This window comes from Thermosphaera sp., assembly GCF_059755995.1.
On record NZ_DBOUKL010000015.1, the window covers coordinates 26,326 to 42,684 of the forward strand.

The 16,359-nt window shown below is 49.6% G+C and carries 14 protein-coding genes, 1 tRNA gene and 1 pseudogene; 4 read left to right on the plus strand and 12 right to left on the minus strand.

What is annotated here, in order from left to right; all coding sequences use genetic code 11:
* Positions 1-25 precede the first annotated feature (25 nt).
* Positions 26-3,166, plus strand: coding sequence for a DEAD/DEAH box helicase (locus AC3OH0_RS01645; RefSeq protein ID WP_498344520.1), 3,141 nt, complete (start codon positions 26-28; stop codon positions 3,164-3,166).
* An 8-nt stretch (positions 3,167-3,174) separates the two neighbouring features.
* Here AC3OH0_RS01645 and AC3OH0_RS01650 read toward each other — a convergent pair whose 3' ends face one another.
* Positions 3,175-4,176 carry a zinc-dependent alcohol dehydrogenase family protein gene (locus AC3OH0_RS01650; RefSeq protein WP_193436574.1) on the minus strand — a complete coding sequence of 334 codons (1,002 nt, stop codon included), beginning with the start codon at positions 4,174-4,176 and terminating at the stop codon, positions 3,175-3,177.
* A gap of 47 nt (positions 4,177-4,223) precedes the next feature.
* Here AC3OH0_RS01650 and AC3OH0_RS01655 point away from each other — a divergent pair, with 47 nt between their 5' ends.
* Both AC3OH0_RS01655 and sfsA read left to right on the plus strand, forming a co-directional pair.
* A complete protein-coding gene (locus AC3OH0_RS01655) occupies positions 4,224-4,634 on the plus strand; it encodes a hypothetical protein (RefSeq protein ID WP_193436575.1) in 411 nt (136 codons plus the stop codon).
* Positions 4,573-5,283: a DNA/RNA nuclease SfsA gene (gene sfsA, locus AC3OH0_RS01660; RefSeq protein WP_227410904.1), complete on the plus strand. Its 711-nt coding sequence runs from the start codon at positions 4,573-4,575 to the stop codon at positions 5,281-5,283. Before AC3OH0_RS01655 ends, sfsA begins: the two co-directional genes overlap by 62 nt.
* Positions 5,284-5,290: 7 nt before the next feature.
* Here sfsA and AC3OH0_RS01665 read toward each other — a convergent pair.
* The 8 genes from AC3OH0_RS01665 to thyX all read right to left on the minus strand — a co-directional run bounded on the left by AC3OH0_RS01665 (position 5,291) and on the right by thyX (position 12,752).
* Positions 5,291-5,398, minus strand: a tRNA-Glu gene (locus AC3OH0_RS01665).
* A gap of 68 nt (positions 5,399-5,466) precedes the next feature.
* Positions 5,467-6,000: a dCTP deaminase gene (gene dcd, locus AC3OH0_RS01670; protein WP_193436577.1), complete on the minus strand. Its 534-nt coding sequence runs from the start codon at positions 5,998-6,000 to the stop codon at positions 5,467-5,469.
* A 93-nt stretch (positions 6,001-6,093) separates the two neighbouring features.
* Positions 6,094-7,500 carry a sodium:solute symporter family protein gene (locus tag AC3OH0_RS01675; RefSeq protein WP_193436882.1) on the minus strand — a complete coding sequence of 469 codons (1,407 nt, stop codon included), beginning with the start codon at positions 7,498-7,500 and terminating at the stop codon, positions 6,094-6,096.
* A gap of 60 nt (positions 7,501-7,560) precedes the next feature.
* Positions 7,561-8,673 carry an ABC transporter ATP-binding protein gene (locus tag AC3OH0_RS01680; protein WP_193436578.1) on the minus strand — a complete coding sequence of 371 codons (1,113 nt, stop codon included), beginning with the start codon at positions 8,671-8,673 and terminating at the stop codon, positions 7,561-7,563.
* 4 nt (positions 8,674-8,677) lie between these two features.
* Entirely contained in the window at positions 8,678-9,493 is an 816-nt protein-coding gene (locus tag AC3OH0_RS01685) for a carbohydrate ABC transporter permease (protein ID WP_193436579.1), read from the minus strand.
* Positions 9,490-10,347 carry a carbohydrate ABC transporter permease gene (locus AC3OH0_RS01690; protein ID WP_193436580.1) on the minus strand — a complete coding sequence of 286 codons (858 nt, stop codon included), beginning with the start codon at positions 10,345-10,347 and terminating at the stop codon, positions 9,490-9,492. The genes AC3OH0_RS01685 and AC3OH0_RS01690 overlap by 4 nt, the downstream gene beginning before the upstream one ends.
* Positions 10,348-10,395: 48 nt before the next feature.
* Positions 10,396-11,709, minus strand: a complete 1,314-nt coding sequence (locus AC3OH0_RS01695) for an ABC transporter substrate-binding protein (protein WP_227410945.1) — start codon at positions 11,707-11,709, stop codon at positions 10,396-10,398.
* Positions 11,710-11,822: 113 nt separating this feature from the next.
* A complete protein-coding gene (gene thyX / locus AC3OH0_RS01700) occupies positions 11,823-12,752 on the minus strand; it encodes an FAD-dependent thymidylate synthase (RefSeq protein WP_498344521.1) in 930 nt (309 codons plus the stop codon).
* Positions 12,753-12,839: 87 nt separating this feature from the next.
* Between thyX and AC3OH0_RS01705 the strand changes: the two genes are divergently transcribed.
* On the plus strand, positions 12,840-13,322 hold the full coding sequence (locus tag AC3OH0_RS01705) for a PspC domain-containing protein (protein WP_193436583.1): 483 nt from the start codon (positions 12,840-12,842) through the stop codon (positions 13,320-13,322).
* Here the strand turns inward: AC3OH0_RS01705 and AC3OH0_RS01710 are convergent.
* From AC3OH0_RS01710 to AC3OH0_RS01720, 3 genes and pseudogenes are all read right to left on the minus strand, one after another.
* A complete protein-coding gene (locus AC3OH0_RS01710) occupies positions 13,288-14,046 on the minus strand; it encodes an anaerobic ribonucleoside-triphosphate reductase activating protein (RefSeq protein WP_498344522.1) in 759 nt (252 codons plus the stop codon). The genes AC3OH0_RS01705 and AC3OH0_RS01710 overlap by 35 nt on opposite strands.
* A 50-nt stretch (positions 14,047-14,096) precedes the next feature.
* On the minus strand, positions 14,097-15,980 hold the full coding sequence (locus AC3OH0_RS01715) for an anaerobic ribonucleoside triphosphate reductase (RefSeq protein WP_498344523.1): 1,884 nt from the start codon (positions 15,978-15,980) through the stop codon (positions 14,097-14,099).
* 118 nt (positions 15,981-16,098) lie between these two features.
* Positions 16,099-16,359, minus strand: a pseudogene (locus AC3OH0_RS01720) (16S rRNA methyltransferase); the annotation flags it as partial.

The window sequence follows — 16,359 nt, forward strand, 5'->3', positions numbered from 1 at the left end:
CACTAATTGATTTAAAGGTAAAGGAATGAGAGTAATGGGTTTGATGACCAAGAATGTTTTAGAGAGAAAAGGATACAGCTTCATATTCTTCACAGACCCTCCGGTAGAACCCTCATATTCTAGCTTAAAGTTTAAAGACGTCCTACCCGAGTTCTCATCAATAGAACTGGGCGATAAACCCCTCTACAAGCACCAGCTGGAAGCATATGAATCATTGATGAAAGGCCTCAACGTGTTGTTGAAAGCTGGGACAGGTAGCGGGAAGACCGAGGCATGGATGCTGTATGCTTTAAACAGGATTAGAGAGGATAAAAGGTTCAGGACCATAGCCCTGTACCCTACTCTCGCGCTGGCTAACGACCAGATTAGGCGGATTGAGAAATACGTGGGCCTCGTCGGCGGTAAGAGCATTCAAATAGACAGTGTTAAGAAGGAAGAGTATGTTAAAAAGCATGGGTTGCCATGGCTCAGGGAAGCCGTAGGCTCCTCAAACATAATCATCTCCAACCCAGCCTTCCTGATGCATGATTTGAAGAAATACTTGTTAAGAAAGACGCAAGGGATCCTGGCCGGCTTATACAGTAAGCTCGACTTAATAATCATTGATGAACTCGACTTCTACGACCCGAGAAGCCTAGCCCTCTTAATGGGTGTGTTGCAAATACTCAGCGATATAAGCGATGTTAAGCCCCAGGTAGCGGTGCTGACCGCAACCCTCTCCAACCCTGAGGACATGGGGGATTTCTTGAAGAAGGCCACGGGACGGGATTACCGGGTAGTTGAGGGCGAGGCGTTCAGGATCACCAACCACTACTACATAGTGCTAGGCAAGAATATGAGGGAAGTCTACAATAGTGTTAGAAGATTGTGGGGTGAGGCGGTCAAGGCGCATCCCGAACTAGCTAATTACACCAAGTTCGTCGAGGATTACTCATTGTTTGAGAAAGAAGCATACAGGATAGTTTCAATACTTGAGGGTCTCGGCTTCGATGTTCCAAGCATTAGTGTAAACCCCGCTGAGATAGTGTCGGAGTTTTTCAAAGATGACTACGTAACACTGGTTTTCACAAGGAGTATTAGCTCTGCCGAAGAGCTTGTAAGAAGTATTAAACAATACGTTGGGGAGGACGCACCGCTCGCAAGCCATCACCACTTAATCTCCAAGGCGAAGAGGGAGGAGGTTGAGGAGAAGGCGAGGAGAGGGCTGGTTAAAGTAGTGGTGTCTCCGAGGACCCTTTCCCAAGGTATAGACATAGGGACTATAAGGAGGATAGTCCACCTCGGACTCCCGGACGATGTTAAAGAGTTCTATCAGCGGGAAGGGAGGAAGGGGAGGAGGAGGGAGCTGGGATATGCGGAGACTGTAATAATCCCGTATACGAGATGGGATAGGGAGCTGTTGAATAATGGTCTTGAAACCCTTCGCAAATGGCTCGGTCTTGGGATCGAGAAAACCCTTGTTAACGAGGAAAACCTCTACATATACCTATTCACGGGGATTGTTAAGCTCAAGTCACCGTGGTATCGGAAAGAGTTGAATGAGCTTGAGAAGAATGCGCTGTCTAAGGCGGGTGTGTTGCTGAAGGACAGGGTTAACACGGAACTGCTGGACTGGGTCTTCGAGAGGATGAACTTCTACGAGTTCGCCCCGCCATACGGAATTAAAAGGTATATCGAGAGGAGCGGGGAGCTTAGACCGCTTGAACCGATTGGACATGTTGACTTGATCGAAAAGTTCCAGCCAGGATGCATCGACTACTCCGAGGACGCGCTAGTGGTTTCCATAGAGTATGGGAGAACATCAAGGCTTGTCAAAAGCGTGATAGAGAAGCCGATCAAGGACATAGACTTTTACTCCCACGATGCTTTATCAATAGCGGCGGAAGAGTACAAGTACTGGAAGATGAACTGGGGCGAGAAGCCATCACTCGTCAAGGATCTTTTAACGGGAAGAATAACGAGCGAGGAGCTCTGCGTGGTTTATGTCCCCAGGAACGGTTTCGGCAGGTATAGGAAGATACCTGAGAGATGTATTTGGACTGTGAGGTCTGAGAAGCCCAGGTACGTGCGCGTTGACAACACGCCACTAGTCTTTTACGATAAGAAGACCATTTACGTTCCTACGCCGACAGGGGGCGAGTACAGGGATTTCACATATGGCTACATATACGAGGTTGAAATAAGCGAGGACTCCGAGCTCCTCAGGCTGGCGCTCGCGGCATTAATGGTCCTGCTCAGGAGGCTCCACGGAATAGCTTTCGAGACAATAATGTACGATGTCGTCAAGCTAGGGGAGTACAAGTACTTCTCGCTCCACGAGCCCGTAGCGGCCGGTATCATAGACAGGCTTGACTGGTTGAGCGTTAGAAGGGATGTTGAGAAATACGTTTTCGACGACTTAGACAGGATTCTAATATCCGAGATAGACGATATTGCCTACTCAACCCTAGTCTCCCTGAAGTTTAACTGGAGCCTTGTGAAAGCGGAAATGCTCAGGGTGGTTGACTACATCCTGGCCAAGGAGAAGATCCGGGCAGTGATAGAAGGCGTTGAGACACTCATACCGAGACCCAGCCCAGCGTTGAAAACCCTTTCACTCAGCATCATTAGTGAAGTACTGGATGAGGATTCTCTCTCCCCGAGCCTTCTCGTGGCGCTAGCCTACTATGACGGGGGCTTGTCAAGAGCGGTGGTAGAGCTTTATCCCCCAATACCTTACGTTAAACCCCCGCAAGCAATACTAGAGTTTGAGAGAGAGGTCCTGGATAAAATCCTCTACGAGGACTTCAAGCTTGTCGTCGAGGACAGGGGCATGGTTCTCAAGCAGTTGAGAACTGCTAACCTAAGGATGCTTGCAGGATTCATTGAAAAAGAGCCTGGTAAAGTTGTAGACCTGCGTGAAAAATCTGCTGACCTCTCTGTTAAACCATTCACTCCTGAATCCTTGTTAACAGGTGAGGAGAAGGAGCCGAGGATTGAGCCAGCTGATGTTCAGCTGGTTTTGAAAGAGGCTAGGGAGAGGAAGGAATTATCCGAGAGCATGAAGAATGTTATCCAAAGATTTATGGCTAGAAGGGCGCGGGCTGATTACATAGCATACCTAGTTCTAAAGGAGGTTGCGGGCAGGAAGGGTGTAGTGGATAGAAGCAAGACCGGTGTCATCTAGCTCCCAGCCTAGGAGACGTCTAGGACTATTTGACCAAGGCTACGACCGTGTTTAAGCTCTTTCAACGCTTCATTAGCCTCCTCGAGCTTGAAGGCTTTAACCTCAGGCTTAATCCCGTGCTTAACCGCGAGCTGGAGGAACTCGGACACATCCCTTCTCGTCACGTTTGCAACAGTCTTAACCTCCCTCTCCTCCCAGAGTAGCCTATACTCAAGCCTCTCTATAGGGGTCATGTATATCTCGCCTAGTACGACCCTGCCTCCCTTGTCAACCTTCCGCAAAGCTTCCACGAACACTTGTGAAGCCGGTGCATAAACTATTGCAGCATCAAGTTTTGACGGCGGTTCATCAACCGTTCTCCCAGCCCACTCAGCCCCGTTCTTAAGCGCGTGCTCTATTTTCCACGGACTGCTCGTGAAAACGTAAACCCGTAGCCCCAGCTTCCTAGCTGTTTGAAGCATTAAATGCGCCGCGCTCCCGTATCCGAACAAGCCTAACACCCCGTCCGAGCCCACGAGGCCGGTTAGTCTTAAAGACCTGTAGCCTACGGCTCCGGCGCACATTAAGGGAGCTGCTTCAAGCTCACTGAGCCCTCCGGGTATTTTATGAATAAACCTGTAGTGTGCCACCATGTATTCAGCATAACCCCCGTTTACAGAGTAGCCTGTGAACAATGCTTTATCGCAGAGGTTTTCCAAACCCCTTTTACAATACCTGCACTCACCGCATGCGTAGTACAGCCATGGAACACCCACAAGCTCGCCAGGCACCACGCCTTCAACAGCGTCTCCAACCTCAACGATTCTCCCTATCACCTGGTGCCCAGGGATTAATGGGAGTCTTGGAGGAGGTAGCTCGCCCTCGACTATGTGGAGGTCTGTCCTGCAGACGCCGCATTTCGATATTTTTATCAAGACTTCCTCGCTCCTCGGAGAAGGGGTTTCAACGTTAACGTATTCCAGGGGATTGGTTTCAACAGGGGCTGGGTTACGCAGGAGCATTGCCTTCATAAGTTAAAATACACCTGTCTACTATAAGGGTTGAAGGGGGTAATTAATTGGTTTCACTAGCCAGCACGAACGTTTACTTTCTACAGGAAGTTTCAGCGGTGCTGTTGCTTGCAATACTTGCCTTCATACTGCTAGCCGGTGTGAAAGGGTGGAGGAGGTATGTGGTCACCTGGCTCAGCCTCGTGTTAATCATCCTCCACTACACGGTAATTAGCATAATATCGAAGTACGCTAAGGTTACAGTGCTCCCTTTAATAGTGGTTGAGCATGATTCATACGGGGGTAGCCTATACGTAGACTACGGGCAGCTAGCGATTCTAACAATCCTTATAGTTTGGAGGAGGGAGATTTACGAGAGAATTAAGAAAATAGCCAACAAACTCAGGGCAGGGAGGGGTGGGCTTGAGAGTTCTCAAACTGGAGGGGTTGGTGAAGGCCTGGCTGAGGAAAAGAGTTAACAGGTTCACGGTTGAAGTAGAGGTAGATGGTTCCCCGGTGAAGGCTCATTTAACCAATACCGGCAGGCTTCAAGAATACCTGGTGAATGGGAGGAAATCCCTCCTCGCCAGGATTAAAGGCCCCAGGCTCAGCTACAGGCTTATTGCTGTTGAAGATGGTGATGGATACGCTGTGGTAGACACTATCAGCCAGCAAAGGGTTTTCGAATCACTGGTACGGGACAACTCGATTCCATGGCTTAAGGACTGCTTCATCGTTAAGAGAAACTATAGGATTGAGGGAGAGGTTATAGACTACCTTATCGAATGCCACGGTCTGCAAAGGCTTGTAGAGCTCAAGAGCAGTGTCTTGAGAACAGTAGATAACTACGCATCATACCCGGACTGCCCTACCGATAGAGGAGTGAGACAGATTGAAACCCTTGCACGGTTCGCTGAGAAGTACAAGCCCCTCGTCGTGTTCATCGCGGCTCTTCCACGCGTCAAAGGGTTTAAACCGTTCTGCAGGGGAGACCCAAGGATACTTGAGGCCGTGATGAATGCTTCCATGAAAGGAGTGGTTTTCAAATCCATTAACACGTACATGGTTGACGAATCGGGCTGGATTGTTTTAGAGAACCCTGACCTTCCTGTACTGCTTGAGTGTTAGGGAGAAGTGCCGCCGCCGGGATTTGAACCCGGGTTTCCCGCACCCTTCTCGAACGGACCTAGGGTGTCACGGGCTCGAGAGGCCCGCATACTTGACCGGGCTATACTACGGCGGCACCTAGGTATTCGTTTAATAGTTAATGGGGGTTTAAAACCTTGCTTAACCTTGTCGGAAGAGGACTGCTTACTTACCGCTGTCAGGCTTGGGAGGGGTTACACTAACCTGCCCCTGATACTTCCCCTCGTAGGGCTTGTAGACAGGGCTGCTCGTCCTTAAGAAGACTATGTGGAGGAACCGTTGCAGAGGGTAAACCCTCACCGGGACATTCCCGCCTATAACTTCAATGGTAATGTTCCCCTTGAAGCCAGCATCTATCACGGTTGGAGGGATGAACAGGTTGAGCCTGGCGAAAGTACTCCTCAAGTTGACGAGACCCACCAGGTCTATCGGCATCTCAACCCATTCAAGAGTTGTCGCCAGGACGTGCTCGTGAGGATTTATCACGAAGCCCTCGTCACCAACCTCTACACACTCCAGGAAGTCTCCCACGTTAACCAGCTTGGAGTCTAGAATGCTCCCGTTGGCCTTGAACCTGCAGAACGTGTTGCCAAACCTCAGGTCCACACCATTCTCCCTTACCGTGTCCTCGTAGAGAGGGCTTATAGCGAGGAGTTTTTTCTCAAGGTAGACTTTAATATCCCAGTCGCTCAAAATCATTCAAAACACCCTTTGGCAGCATCTAAGGGGTATTTATAGAGCCTGTTCATTTAAAAACAATATTGAAGCAGAAAGGAGAAAAACAGGGTAGGGTTATTCCCCAACCTCCTCCAGTGGCGGGGCAGGAGGCCTCCCGAGAGCTTTCCCGATGGCTATCAATACTAGGAAGGTGATCACTCCTACAAGGGCGCCGATCACGGTATCCCCGATCCCGTACGGCTGACCAGCAAGCCTCCAGTAGACTCCGGCAATGCTCCCGGTAATTATCGCAGCAATCCCCGCTTCCTTAGTGACATACTTCATTATCAAGCCCAGGGCGAAGGGCGCGAAGGGTCCCGCGGATCTCAGCATGAACGCGAAAGTGTTGATCGTCACTATGTCGAACCTTGTCAAGGCTGCTGAAGCTGCTAGTACGCCTACAACAACTACTCCTAAACGGGTCAGGATCAGTATTTCCTTGTTGCTAGCGTTTTTCCTAATGTATCTCTTCCATATGTCGACAGCGAATATTGAAGCTGTCCCCAGCATGTCTGAGTCAGCGCTGGACATGGTTGCTGCTAGAATGGCGGCTAAGGCTATTCCTGCAACAGGCTCGGGCGCGTATCCAAGCATTACCTTTGCATATGCTTCGCTAGCATTTATGCCTGGAAGCTCGGCCAGCGCTATCAGTCCGATTAAAGCTGGTATGAAGGCATACACGCCCATTAAGACTCCCGAAAGTATTGATCCTTTCAGAGCGATTTTCTCATCCCTGGACGCAAGGGCTCTCGAGGCCATTTCAGCACCGGTTATGAAAGATACTATGTACATGAACGTCAGGTTCAGAATATTGTTGTATCCCAGCTTGAAGAAGTCTAGGTGTCCGGCAGGCAGCCTTGCAACAACGCTTTCCCACCCTCCTGCGTTGGCTAGTATAAACGGTATTGCGACAAGCATTCCCAGGGTTATCATGAGCCACTGCACGAAATCCGTCATCACATCAGCCCATAACCCGCCGAGAATAGTGTAGAGGATGGTGATGATTGTTGCTAAGAGCACGCCGGTTTCGAAGGAGAGGCCTGTTAGGGCTGAGAAAATAGTTCCCGACGCAAGTATTTGCGAAGCCGTCAGGGTTGTGAGAGATATCATTTGAAGAATGGAGGTAGTTAGGTGGGAGGGGGCGCCGAACCTTTTAGATATGACTTGTGGAAGGGTCCAAGCACGGGTTTTCCTCATGTAGTAGAAGACGTAGCCAACGGGTATCATAGCTATTCCAGCTGTCATAATATACCATCCGGCGGACAGCCCCCATGCCCCGTACGCCCTAGCAGCCACGCCCACGGTGCTTCCTCCGCCGATGTTATTGGCTGAGAGCGACGCAGCCACGAATAATAATCCTACCCTTCGGCCAGCTATTACAAGGTCTTCAGCAGTTTTCACCTTATACCTAGCAGCGTAGAACCCGACCCCAAGCATTAGTAACAGGTAGGCTAGGACAACTATTAAGGCCCAGACATACATAGGACTCACAATTAATATTGGGATGGCTTTATTTTTAAAACTTGTTGTTTAAGGATGGGGTCACAGGTTCAGCAGGTTCTTACCAGACTGTTTCTCGAAAACATGTAGCTTATCCACGCGGAAACTGATCCAGACCTCCTCCCTGGAGGCCACCTCTGCTTGCTCGGGAGGAATTATAGCTGTTAAACGAGTGTCTGCGATTTTCAAGTGGGCCACTAGTTCACGCCCAAGCTTCTCAGTATACATCACCTTCCCTGGAAAGCTTCCTTCTTCCTTGAAAACCGATACTTTAACATGCTCCGGCCTCACGCCCAAAACTATCTCTAACACCTTCTTCTCAGCCGCAATCCTACCGTAGGCTTCCGGGAGCTTGTACTCTCCGAACTCGCATAGAACTGTGCCTGTTTCAAAATCCTGCATCCTACAGTTAAACATGTTCATAGGCGGGCTTCCAATGAAACCTGCTATGAAAGTGTTCAACGGCTTCTCATAAATCTCCTCAGGGGTTGCCACCTGTTGGAGAACGCCGGACGACATCACACCCACTCTGTCGCCCATGCTCATAGCCTCCACCTGGTCATGGGTAACGTAAACCACGGTGCTCCTGAACTCTCTCTGTATCTTCTTGAGCTCAACCCTCATCAAAACCCTCAACTTGGCATCAAGGTTTGAGAGAGGCTCATCCATTAAGAGTAGCGGCGGGTTCCTGATTAAAGCTCTCGCTAAGGCAACCCTTTGCCTCTCCCCACCGCTCAACTGCGCCGGCTTCTTAGACAATAAATGTTGAATACCTAGGATGGCTGAAATATTCGTAACCCTATCCTTAATAGTCTCCGGGCTTTCTCCTCTAACTTTCAAGGGAAATGCTATGTTATCGAACACTGTCATGTGGGGGTATAAGGCATAATCCTGGAAAACCATTCCCAGGTTTCTCTCCTGTGGCGGAATATATATCTTCTTCTCCGCTGAGGCGACTAGTTTATCGCCAATCCAGATTTCCCCTTTATCAGGCCTCAGTATTCCCGCTATACAGTTTAATACTGTTGACTTCCCACTCCCGCTCGGCCCGAGCAGGACGAAAAACTCCCCATCCCTTATCTCCAGGGTGAATTCTCTCACTGCCTCTGTTTTCCCGAACCTCTTGTGCAGGTTTACGATCGATACACCAACCACGGTCTCACCCCTTCACCGCCCCTGAGAGATACCCTCTAATCAAGTATTTTCCTAAAACTACGTACACAATAATCACGGGTAGGGCGTAGATAAGGGTTCCAGCCATTTGAACATTCCACTCAGCCGAGGTCGTGCCGAGGAGGTTTGCCAACACGACGCTAGCAGGCTGATTCACGCCTCTTGTGAGTATTAAGCCGAACAATAGGTCGTTCCATATGCTTGTGAACTGGAAAACACCTGTTACAACGAAAGCAGGCCATGAGACGGGTAGTGCTATGTTAAAGTATATTCTCAGCAAGCCTGCGCCGTCAATTCTCGCAGCGTTGATAATGCTCTCCGGTATTTCACCGTAGAAGTTTCTAAAGAAGAGAGTACATATCGGGATGCCGTAGATCGTGTGAACAATTGACATACCCAGTATGGAGTTGAACAATCCCAGGTTCCTGGTAACAATTATTAATGGAATAATAACTGCGTGGTAGGGTATGAATATTCCAAGAGTCAGCAGGAAGAAGACAAGATCCGAGTACTTGAACCTAATTCTCGTCAGGGCGAAACCGTTAACGGAGCCTATCATGGTTGAGAGCACGGTGGCTACGCTTGTGAAAATCAAGCTGTTGAGAAGCCCTTGTGAAATAGCGTTTAAAGCTCTCCCCAAGGGATCTATTGTGGGCTGGGATGGAGGGGCGATAGGGATGGATGTTCTAACTTCAATATCGTTCTTCAACGCGGTTGTGAAAACCGTCCAGAACGGGAGTAGGTAGAACAGCGCGAACAATGTGAGGATCGCGTAAATCACAATCCTGCCTGGAAACCTCACTTCTGCCCCCTCCTCAAGGAGACTATCATGTACGGGATAACAATGGCCATAACCATTAAGTAGAGGATACTGGCTAGTGCAGCACCGTACTGGAAGTCTGTTTCAAAGAACGCTCTCCTATACATTAATAGTGCGAGAACATATGTTGAAACACCCGGGCCTCCATTGGTGAGCACGAATATGAAGTCGAAAGCCTTAAGCGAGAAAACCATTAGAACAACGAAGATTGAGAGAATCCATGGCTTTATCTGGGGTAGAACAATCTTGGTGTATATTTGTAGCGGGGAAGCCCCATCTATTCTCGCAGCGTGGAGCTGGGATTCCGGTATCGACTTAATCCCAGCCAGCATGACTAGTGACGCATACCCCGAGAACTGCCAGGTTAACGCTATTATCACGCTGTATAAAGCGATCTCGGGATCCCCTAGCCAGTTAACACGCTGTCCCAGAAGGGTGTTGATTACTCCGTATGAGTAGTTGTACATCCAAGCCCACATTGATGCTGTGACTACGAAGGATAGTGAGAACGGGAGCAGGTATAGACTCCTGTAGAAACTCTCGAACCTCCCGCCCACAATGTCGAGCAGGATTGCCACCAGCAGTCCAACACCCACGCTTATGGGGATGAAAACCGTTATCAAAACTATGTTGTTTCTAAGTGAAACCCAGAAAACAGGGTCTTCAAGGGCTTTGTAGTATTGTTCGAGACCTGAAAACCTGAACTCCATGGTTAAACCAGTGGATTCTGAAAGCGATAAGAAAGTGTTCCACCCTATAAGCCCGTAGATGAAGAAGTATGCTATTGTGATCGTGAAAGCGAGAAAAATTACGAGGAAAAGGGAGCCTTTCTCCACCCGGTCTCCCCTATCTTATAGTTGATTATGGAGGGTTTTAAAAAAACTTTATGGAATGAGCTTCCATTCTTTAACATACTCGTTTTTCGCGGCCTGTATAGCGTTTATTATGCCATTACATGCTTCCTGAACATTCCTGTTCGACGCGAAAGCGCTTGCCACGTCGTTAAAGGCGCTCGCGAACTTTTCAGGCGCTCCGCTACCGTGAACTATGCTGGGAGCCATGTACTGGGCGTTTTTGAAGTCCTGGATAGCTGATCTCTGATAGGGGCCGTACTTGTTAATGTCAGCGTCGAGCCTAGCTGGTATTGAACCCTTAATCGGGTTGAACGCATCCTGGCCCTCCTTTGACCCAACCACTATTAGCCATTTCTCAGAGTTCTCAGGGTGCCTAGCACCCTTGGGTTTCTGGAAGCAGTCGACAACTAACACGTAGACCCCCTTCGTTCCTGGCACAGGTATTGCACCATAATCCACGTTGAACGTCTTGTTAGCTACGAGGAACTCTCCATTAGCCCAGTCTCCCATGATTGTGAAGACGGATTCACCCCTAATCACTTTAGCAACAGCCTGATCCCAGGTGAGGGTTGCATAGTCAGGGTTCACGTAATCCATGTATCTCTTGAAGATGTTGAACGCGTTGACGAGCCTTGGATCGTTAGGGTCTGAGAGCTTGCCGTTTATCAAGTCCTGGTAGAAGTCAACTCCTTGACTTATCAGTATCTGCTCGAGCGCGTGCGCTATTTCCCATTTACCAATACCGCCCATCGCGATAGGGTATGTGATACCCTCCCTTCTGAGTTTTTCACAAGCCTCGAAGAAGCCGTCCCAGGTCTCCAGGGATGCGGGGTCGATATTGTGCTGTTCCAGGATTTTCTTATTGTACCATAGGACGTTGGCCCTGTGAATGTTCAATGGGACGGCATAGTAATGCCCGCCCCACTTAACCATGTCCTTCACTACGGCGGGGAAGACTTCCTCCCATCCCTGCTGAGCCCATAGGTGGTCTATTGGTTCAAGGTAGCCTCCATCGATATATGGTTTCATCTCATATCCTGCGTGGATTTGGAACGAGTCTGGGGCCTCCCCCGCCGCCACCATTGACTTCATTACTGCTTTCAACACGTATCCAGCTCCTCCAGCAACGGGGCTTTGAATAACGCCCACGTCGGGATATTTCTCCTGGAATACTGCTACGAGGGCGTCTATGGCGGCTTTCTCGCCGCCGGATGTCCACCAGTGATATATTTCCAACAGGTTAGCCTTCGGCTTGGGAGCCGTTGATAGGAAGTAGTATAGTATTCCGCCAACAATTATAGCGGTTACGAGAACGGCTATTATTACCGCGTGGAGGGTGCGCATTACCTCCACCGATATGTAAATTTTACGCACGATTATTTAAAATTTTATATCAAGTAATGCTGGAGTGGCCGATTTTTCAATCAGCCAGGAATATAGGTAGCCTGAGAAAGGTTTCAGGGAGAGGGGTTGTTGACAGCGTTTTTCAAGCAGGAGGGGATTTTATCGTTTGGGACAAGCTCGGGGCATCTCTGAATAGTGAACGAGCACTTGCCCTCTAAGTAATCGTTGAGGCTGCAGGGGTTGTTTCTCACCCTGTTCTCCAGTAGCACGCAGCGTGGTCCTGCGTAGGAGAAGATTGCAGGGTGTGTTTTAACCAGCTGATTCCTCAGCTCCCAGGCTATCATTCTAATCTCCCATTGAGCACGGGAGCACATTCTCAGGGGGAGGAAAACCTCCAGGAGCTCCCTAGCGTTCATTGAGACTAGTACACGGGTTTTCACAGCCTGGGGGAGCAGGTATCTGGCATCCTCGTAGGGTGTTTGCGATGCGAGAGCCTTGTAGTAAGCGGCTGTTGCCTTTAAAAGATGCTTGAGGAACCAGGCCTCGCCAGCCTTAACCATGGTTGGAGGGATCACGTATGCCTCGCTGACAAGATCCAGCAGGGTGTTGAAATCGTCCAGGCTTCCCCCAGCCTCCTCCAACACCTCGGCGGCTTCAGCAAAGCCTTCTGGAACCGGGGAGTTGACAAGGGCTGAAGCCTTCTCAACAAGCCTTCTCAAAAACCTATCGCTATATCTCTGCGACAGCTGAGAATAGCTTGCATGCCTATGCCTAACCAGCTGATGACTACACGCCCTGCTACAGACGATTTCAAACACGTAAACACTATGCTCCAAAGGACTCCCATGACCCCTTGAGACAAGCTCACGTATCCATGAATCCCTCTTCTCGTCGCTAAAGCTTTCAAGTATCTCCGTGAACTCCTTAGGGGATATTGTCAGCTTAGCAGCGGATGCGATAATCAAGTCAGCCTGGTCAAGCCAAGCCACAAGCCTAGCCTGCGGGAGATGCTTATACTGGTTTTCCCCGGGGATATTGCTCATTCCACAACCCTTTAAGGCTTCTTGACGCACACCTACTTATAATAACCATAATTAATATTCTATTTATGAGTAAAGTTGTGTGATACCATGAGCGAGATAAGGAAAATCTACAGGTCCAGGAGCGATAAAATCTTATGCGGGGTTTGCGGCGGCTTGGCTTCATACTTCAGGGTAGACCCCACTATCGTGAGGCTTCTATGGGTTGCCGTAACCGTATTGGCTCCTGCTCCCGGATTGATCCTCTACCTTGTAGCATGCTTAATAATCCCGGAGGAGCCTGGTCCTCAGCAACCTCCTGCACCGAGCCAACCACTTCGTTTAGAGCGCACTGTAGACGAGAAGCCTCTTCTAGTGGCAGGGATTATTCTACTAGTGGTTGGAGGCTTAATCATCACTAGCGTGATGGGTGATCTCGTAAAGGATTTAGCCCGATGGTGGGGCTATGTATGGGTTGATGAGAGGCTTAGGGCGCTCGCCGGCGTAATCCTCGTGATTGTAGGGTTGGTGCTTGTTTTAAAGCATCGTGAAAAACCTGTTAAGCCGGCTCCTCCCTCACAGCAATCTTTGTAAAACCATGTTTCCTCAACACATCATTTAGCAAGGAGAGGAAGTCACCGTCTATTGCGCAGTTTTTAACACACCATTCAACACTCCTAGGGGTTGTGACAGGGGGACCCATCAGAGGCTGGATGATAATGACGAGGTTGCTGAGTTTGTGAAGGTGCTTCCCAATAATGGTTAAAGACTCCTCTAAAACCTCAGGCTTAAGAAGCCTGGAAACCGGGATCCTGAGCTCCAAGGGTATGTCGTGCTCTGACACTAGCTTCAGGTTTTCCAGATAGTTCTCCCAAAGCCTATCCGATACATCTGCTGGGAGACCGTACAGCTCACGGTGCGGTAGCTTTAAATCGGTTGCAACATGGTCTACGAGGCCTGCCTCCAGGAGCCTTTTAAAAGGCTCTTTCAAAGTCATATTTGTGTTCAAGCTTCTCTTAACTCCGAGAGAATCCCCCGCCTCCGGGAAGAGCTGGGACAGGGGCCGCCACTGCAGTAAGGGCTCCCCGCCCGTTACGTGCAAGTAGTCTATGAACATTAGCGATGCTGACAGGCTTTCAACAACCTCGTCAATACTAACCCATCTGCAAACCCCTGGGTCGTTTTCTGCAAGCCTCCAGTTGTGGCAGAAGGGGCATTTCAAGTTGCAACCACAGAGCCAAAGGGTGAACGATACGGAATTGTACACGTCTATCAAGGAGACGTTCTTCCAGCCTGAGGAGTATATGAGCGAGGTCATTAGCGTTCATCTAGAATAGCTTGGTGAAGTTGAAGAGTGAAAAAGAAGGGTTAAAGCCCATAGTGTTTTCTCTGCCAGAACTCCTTCCTCCTGTACGGGTTCCAGTTCCTGAGGGGTCTGTAGTAGCCTATTATCCTGCTCCACACGTCGACATTACCGCTACCGCACTTGGGGCAAGCCCTGTAAAGCCCTGTTACTGTTGCCCCGCAGTCGTTGCAGTGTGTTATAGCGGGGGTGAAGCTCCAGTAGACAATATCGGTTTCCACAATCCTCTTAGCCAGCTTGGCAAGAGCCTCGGGATCCGCTTCCTCTCCCAGGAAGAGATGCATCATTACTCCTCCTGTGAAGTATTTCTGAACCCTTGCCTCAACCTCAATCCTGTCGGGAATGGTCATGGAGTCGGTGTAGTAGGGGGCGACGCTGGTGCTGTAGAGGGGTTCGGCTGGGAGGTACTCGGCTAGCTCAGGGTAGAGCTTCATGTCTTTGAGAGCCAGCTTGGGTGCGGCTGACTCTCCAGGCACTTCCTCCACATTCCATGGGACACCTGTCTCCCTCATCCACTCCCTAGCCCTGTCAGTAGCGAACTCAACCATCCTCCTCATGAGCTCAGCCGCTCTCAACCAATCCTTCCTATTCCCGTCAAGCCATAGCTTAGGCTCACCCATGAGTATTGCCGATGCCTCGGGAAGCCCTATGATGCCGACAGTGTTGAAGTGGCTTGAGGGAAACTCCTCCATATACTCTGCTATCAACCCGTAGAATCCTGGAGCCTGCTTCAAAATAGAGACATACCTGTTCCTGAACCATTCAACGGCTTCCTTAACCAGCTTAAGCCTCTCCTCGTAGAGCTCCCAGAACCTTGACTCCTCGCCACGAGCCTCAAGGGCAAGCCTCGGCAGGTTGATATCCACGACGTTGACCGAGCCGGTTACATCAGGCATAGCCCAGAGCCCGCCAAACCTCTGCCTCTCAATCCTGCTCCAGTAATCCTCCTTGGCAACCCCGAGGTCTCTTTTAAGAGAGAACTTTGAGCCATTGTTGAAAACGTGTTTCAGCTCGTTCTTATCTATTGCTAGACGACAGCACAGGGCGAAGCTGGCGTCTGGGTCAACCATTCTCGTGTTGAGCCAGTAGAAGCTCCCTCTCTTAGAGGCTACCTTGAATATTAGCTCGTGTAGCTCAGGGTCCTCCCATATCCATGATGCAGTTGCCATGAGGGTTGGGATTGGAAAGGTGAAGGGTTGTCCAACAGAGTCTCCTTCAAGCAGGACGTGTGAGAGTGCTTTGAGAAACAGCTTCGCCTCCTCCTCGTAGTCGCCTAAAACCCCTGCGTCCTCCCCGCCGTAAACAGCCCTATCCTCCTCCATCATCTTTTTCGGAGCATCCATGGTTATTGTGAAGTTGGTGAAGGGTGTTTGAAGCCCTATCCTGGTAGGGTAGTTAAGGTTGAACAGTAGCCTCTGAATCTGCTGTTTAACATCCTTGAAGCCTAATCCATCCCTCCTGATGAAGGGTCCTGAATACCATTCAACGCTTGAGAAAGCCTGTGCCCCGGTGAAGTAGTGCTGGGCTGTTATCAAGTAGTTTGCAATATGGTCTACGAGAGTGTCAAGGTGCCTGGCAGGTCTGGAAACCACTGTGGGTGTTCTAAGCCCTTTTCTCAAAAGCCTGCTTATGCTGTGCCCTGTGCAGTAGGGGATGTAGACGCTGTGAGGGAGCTTGTGAATGTATATTAAACCATCCATGTGTGCCCTCGCAATATGCCTGGGGAGAAGCTGGATTGACTCGTACTTGATCTTCTCCTCAAGGAGCCATGCGAAGAAGCTCCCCGGTCCTAAATACCTGTTAGCGTTCTCGTTAACCTCAAGACTATTCCAGGCTATGTACTCCTCCAAAGGATCTTTCACGAGGTTCTCGCTCAAACCAACCTGCATGCGTCCACAACTCTGAATTATCTCTTAGTGTGGTGGTTTAAAAGTTTTTTCTTTTTATTAAACATTGATCAGTTTTTTAAACAGATAAATAAATAATGATCACATGAATCACATATTATTATAGGATGTTCGCTAGCAACTCAGCCGTTGATATCAGCCTTGATGCTACCACCCACGTCATCAGAGACTCCTCGTATATGGAGTAGCAGTAGTCGGCTGCTTCGAGAGTCTCCTGGCTGAAATCCCCGTGCGGGAAACCGCCGACTCCTATGAGGAGGGCGTTATTTAAGGCTTTCACCACCACGCTTCTAACACTCTCCCTCTCGCACTCCTCTCTGAGAAGTAGGAGTCCGCTTGCCCCCGCGGCTCTCACCAGGTC

Excerpts from the sequence above, each read along its gene's own strand:
- AC3OH0_RS01695 (WP_227410945.1), bottom strand. The coding sequence starts at position 11,709 with ATGCGCACCCTCCACGCGGTAATAATAGCCGTTCTCGTAACCGCTATA.
- dcd (WP_193436577.1), bottom strand. The coding sequence starts at position 6,000 with ATGATTTTGAGCGACTGGGATATTAAAGTCTACCTTGAGAAAAAACTC.
- AC3OH0_RS01675 (WP_193436882.1), bottom strand. The coding sequence starts at position 7,500 with ATGTATGTCTGGGCCTTAATAGTTGTCCTAGCCTACCTGTTACTAATG.
- AC3OH0_RS01715 (WP_498344523.1), bottom strand. The coding sequence starts at position 15,980 with ATGCAGGTTGGTTTGAGCGAGAACCTCGTGAAAGATCCTTTGGAGGAG.
- AC3OH0_RS01650 (WP_193436574.1), bottom strand. The coding sequence starts at position 4,176 with ATGAAGGCAATGCTCCTGCGTAACCCAGCCCCTGTTGAAACCAATCCC.
- AC3OH0_RS01645 (WP_498344520.1), top strand. The coding sequence starts at position 26 with ATGAGAGTAATGGGTTTGATGACCAAGAATGTTTTAGAGAGAAAAGGA.
- AC3OH0_RS01705 (WP_193436583.1), top strand. The coding sequence starts at position 12,840 with ATGAGCGAGATAAGGAAAATCTACAGGTCCAGGAGCGATAAAATCTTA.
- AC3OH0_RS01710 (WP_498344522.1), bottom strand. The coding sequence starts at position 14,046 with ATGACCTCGCTCATATACTCCTCAGGCTGGAAGAACGTCTCCTTGATA.
- thyX (WP_498344521.1), bottom strand. The coding sequence starts at position 12,752 with ATGAGCAATATCCCCGGGGAAAACCAGTATAAGCATCTCCCGCAGGCT.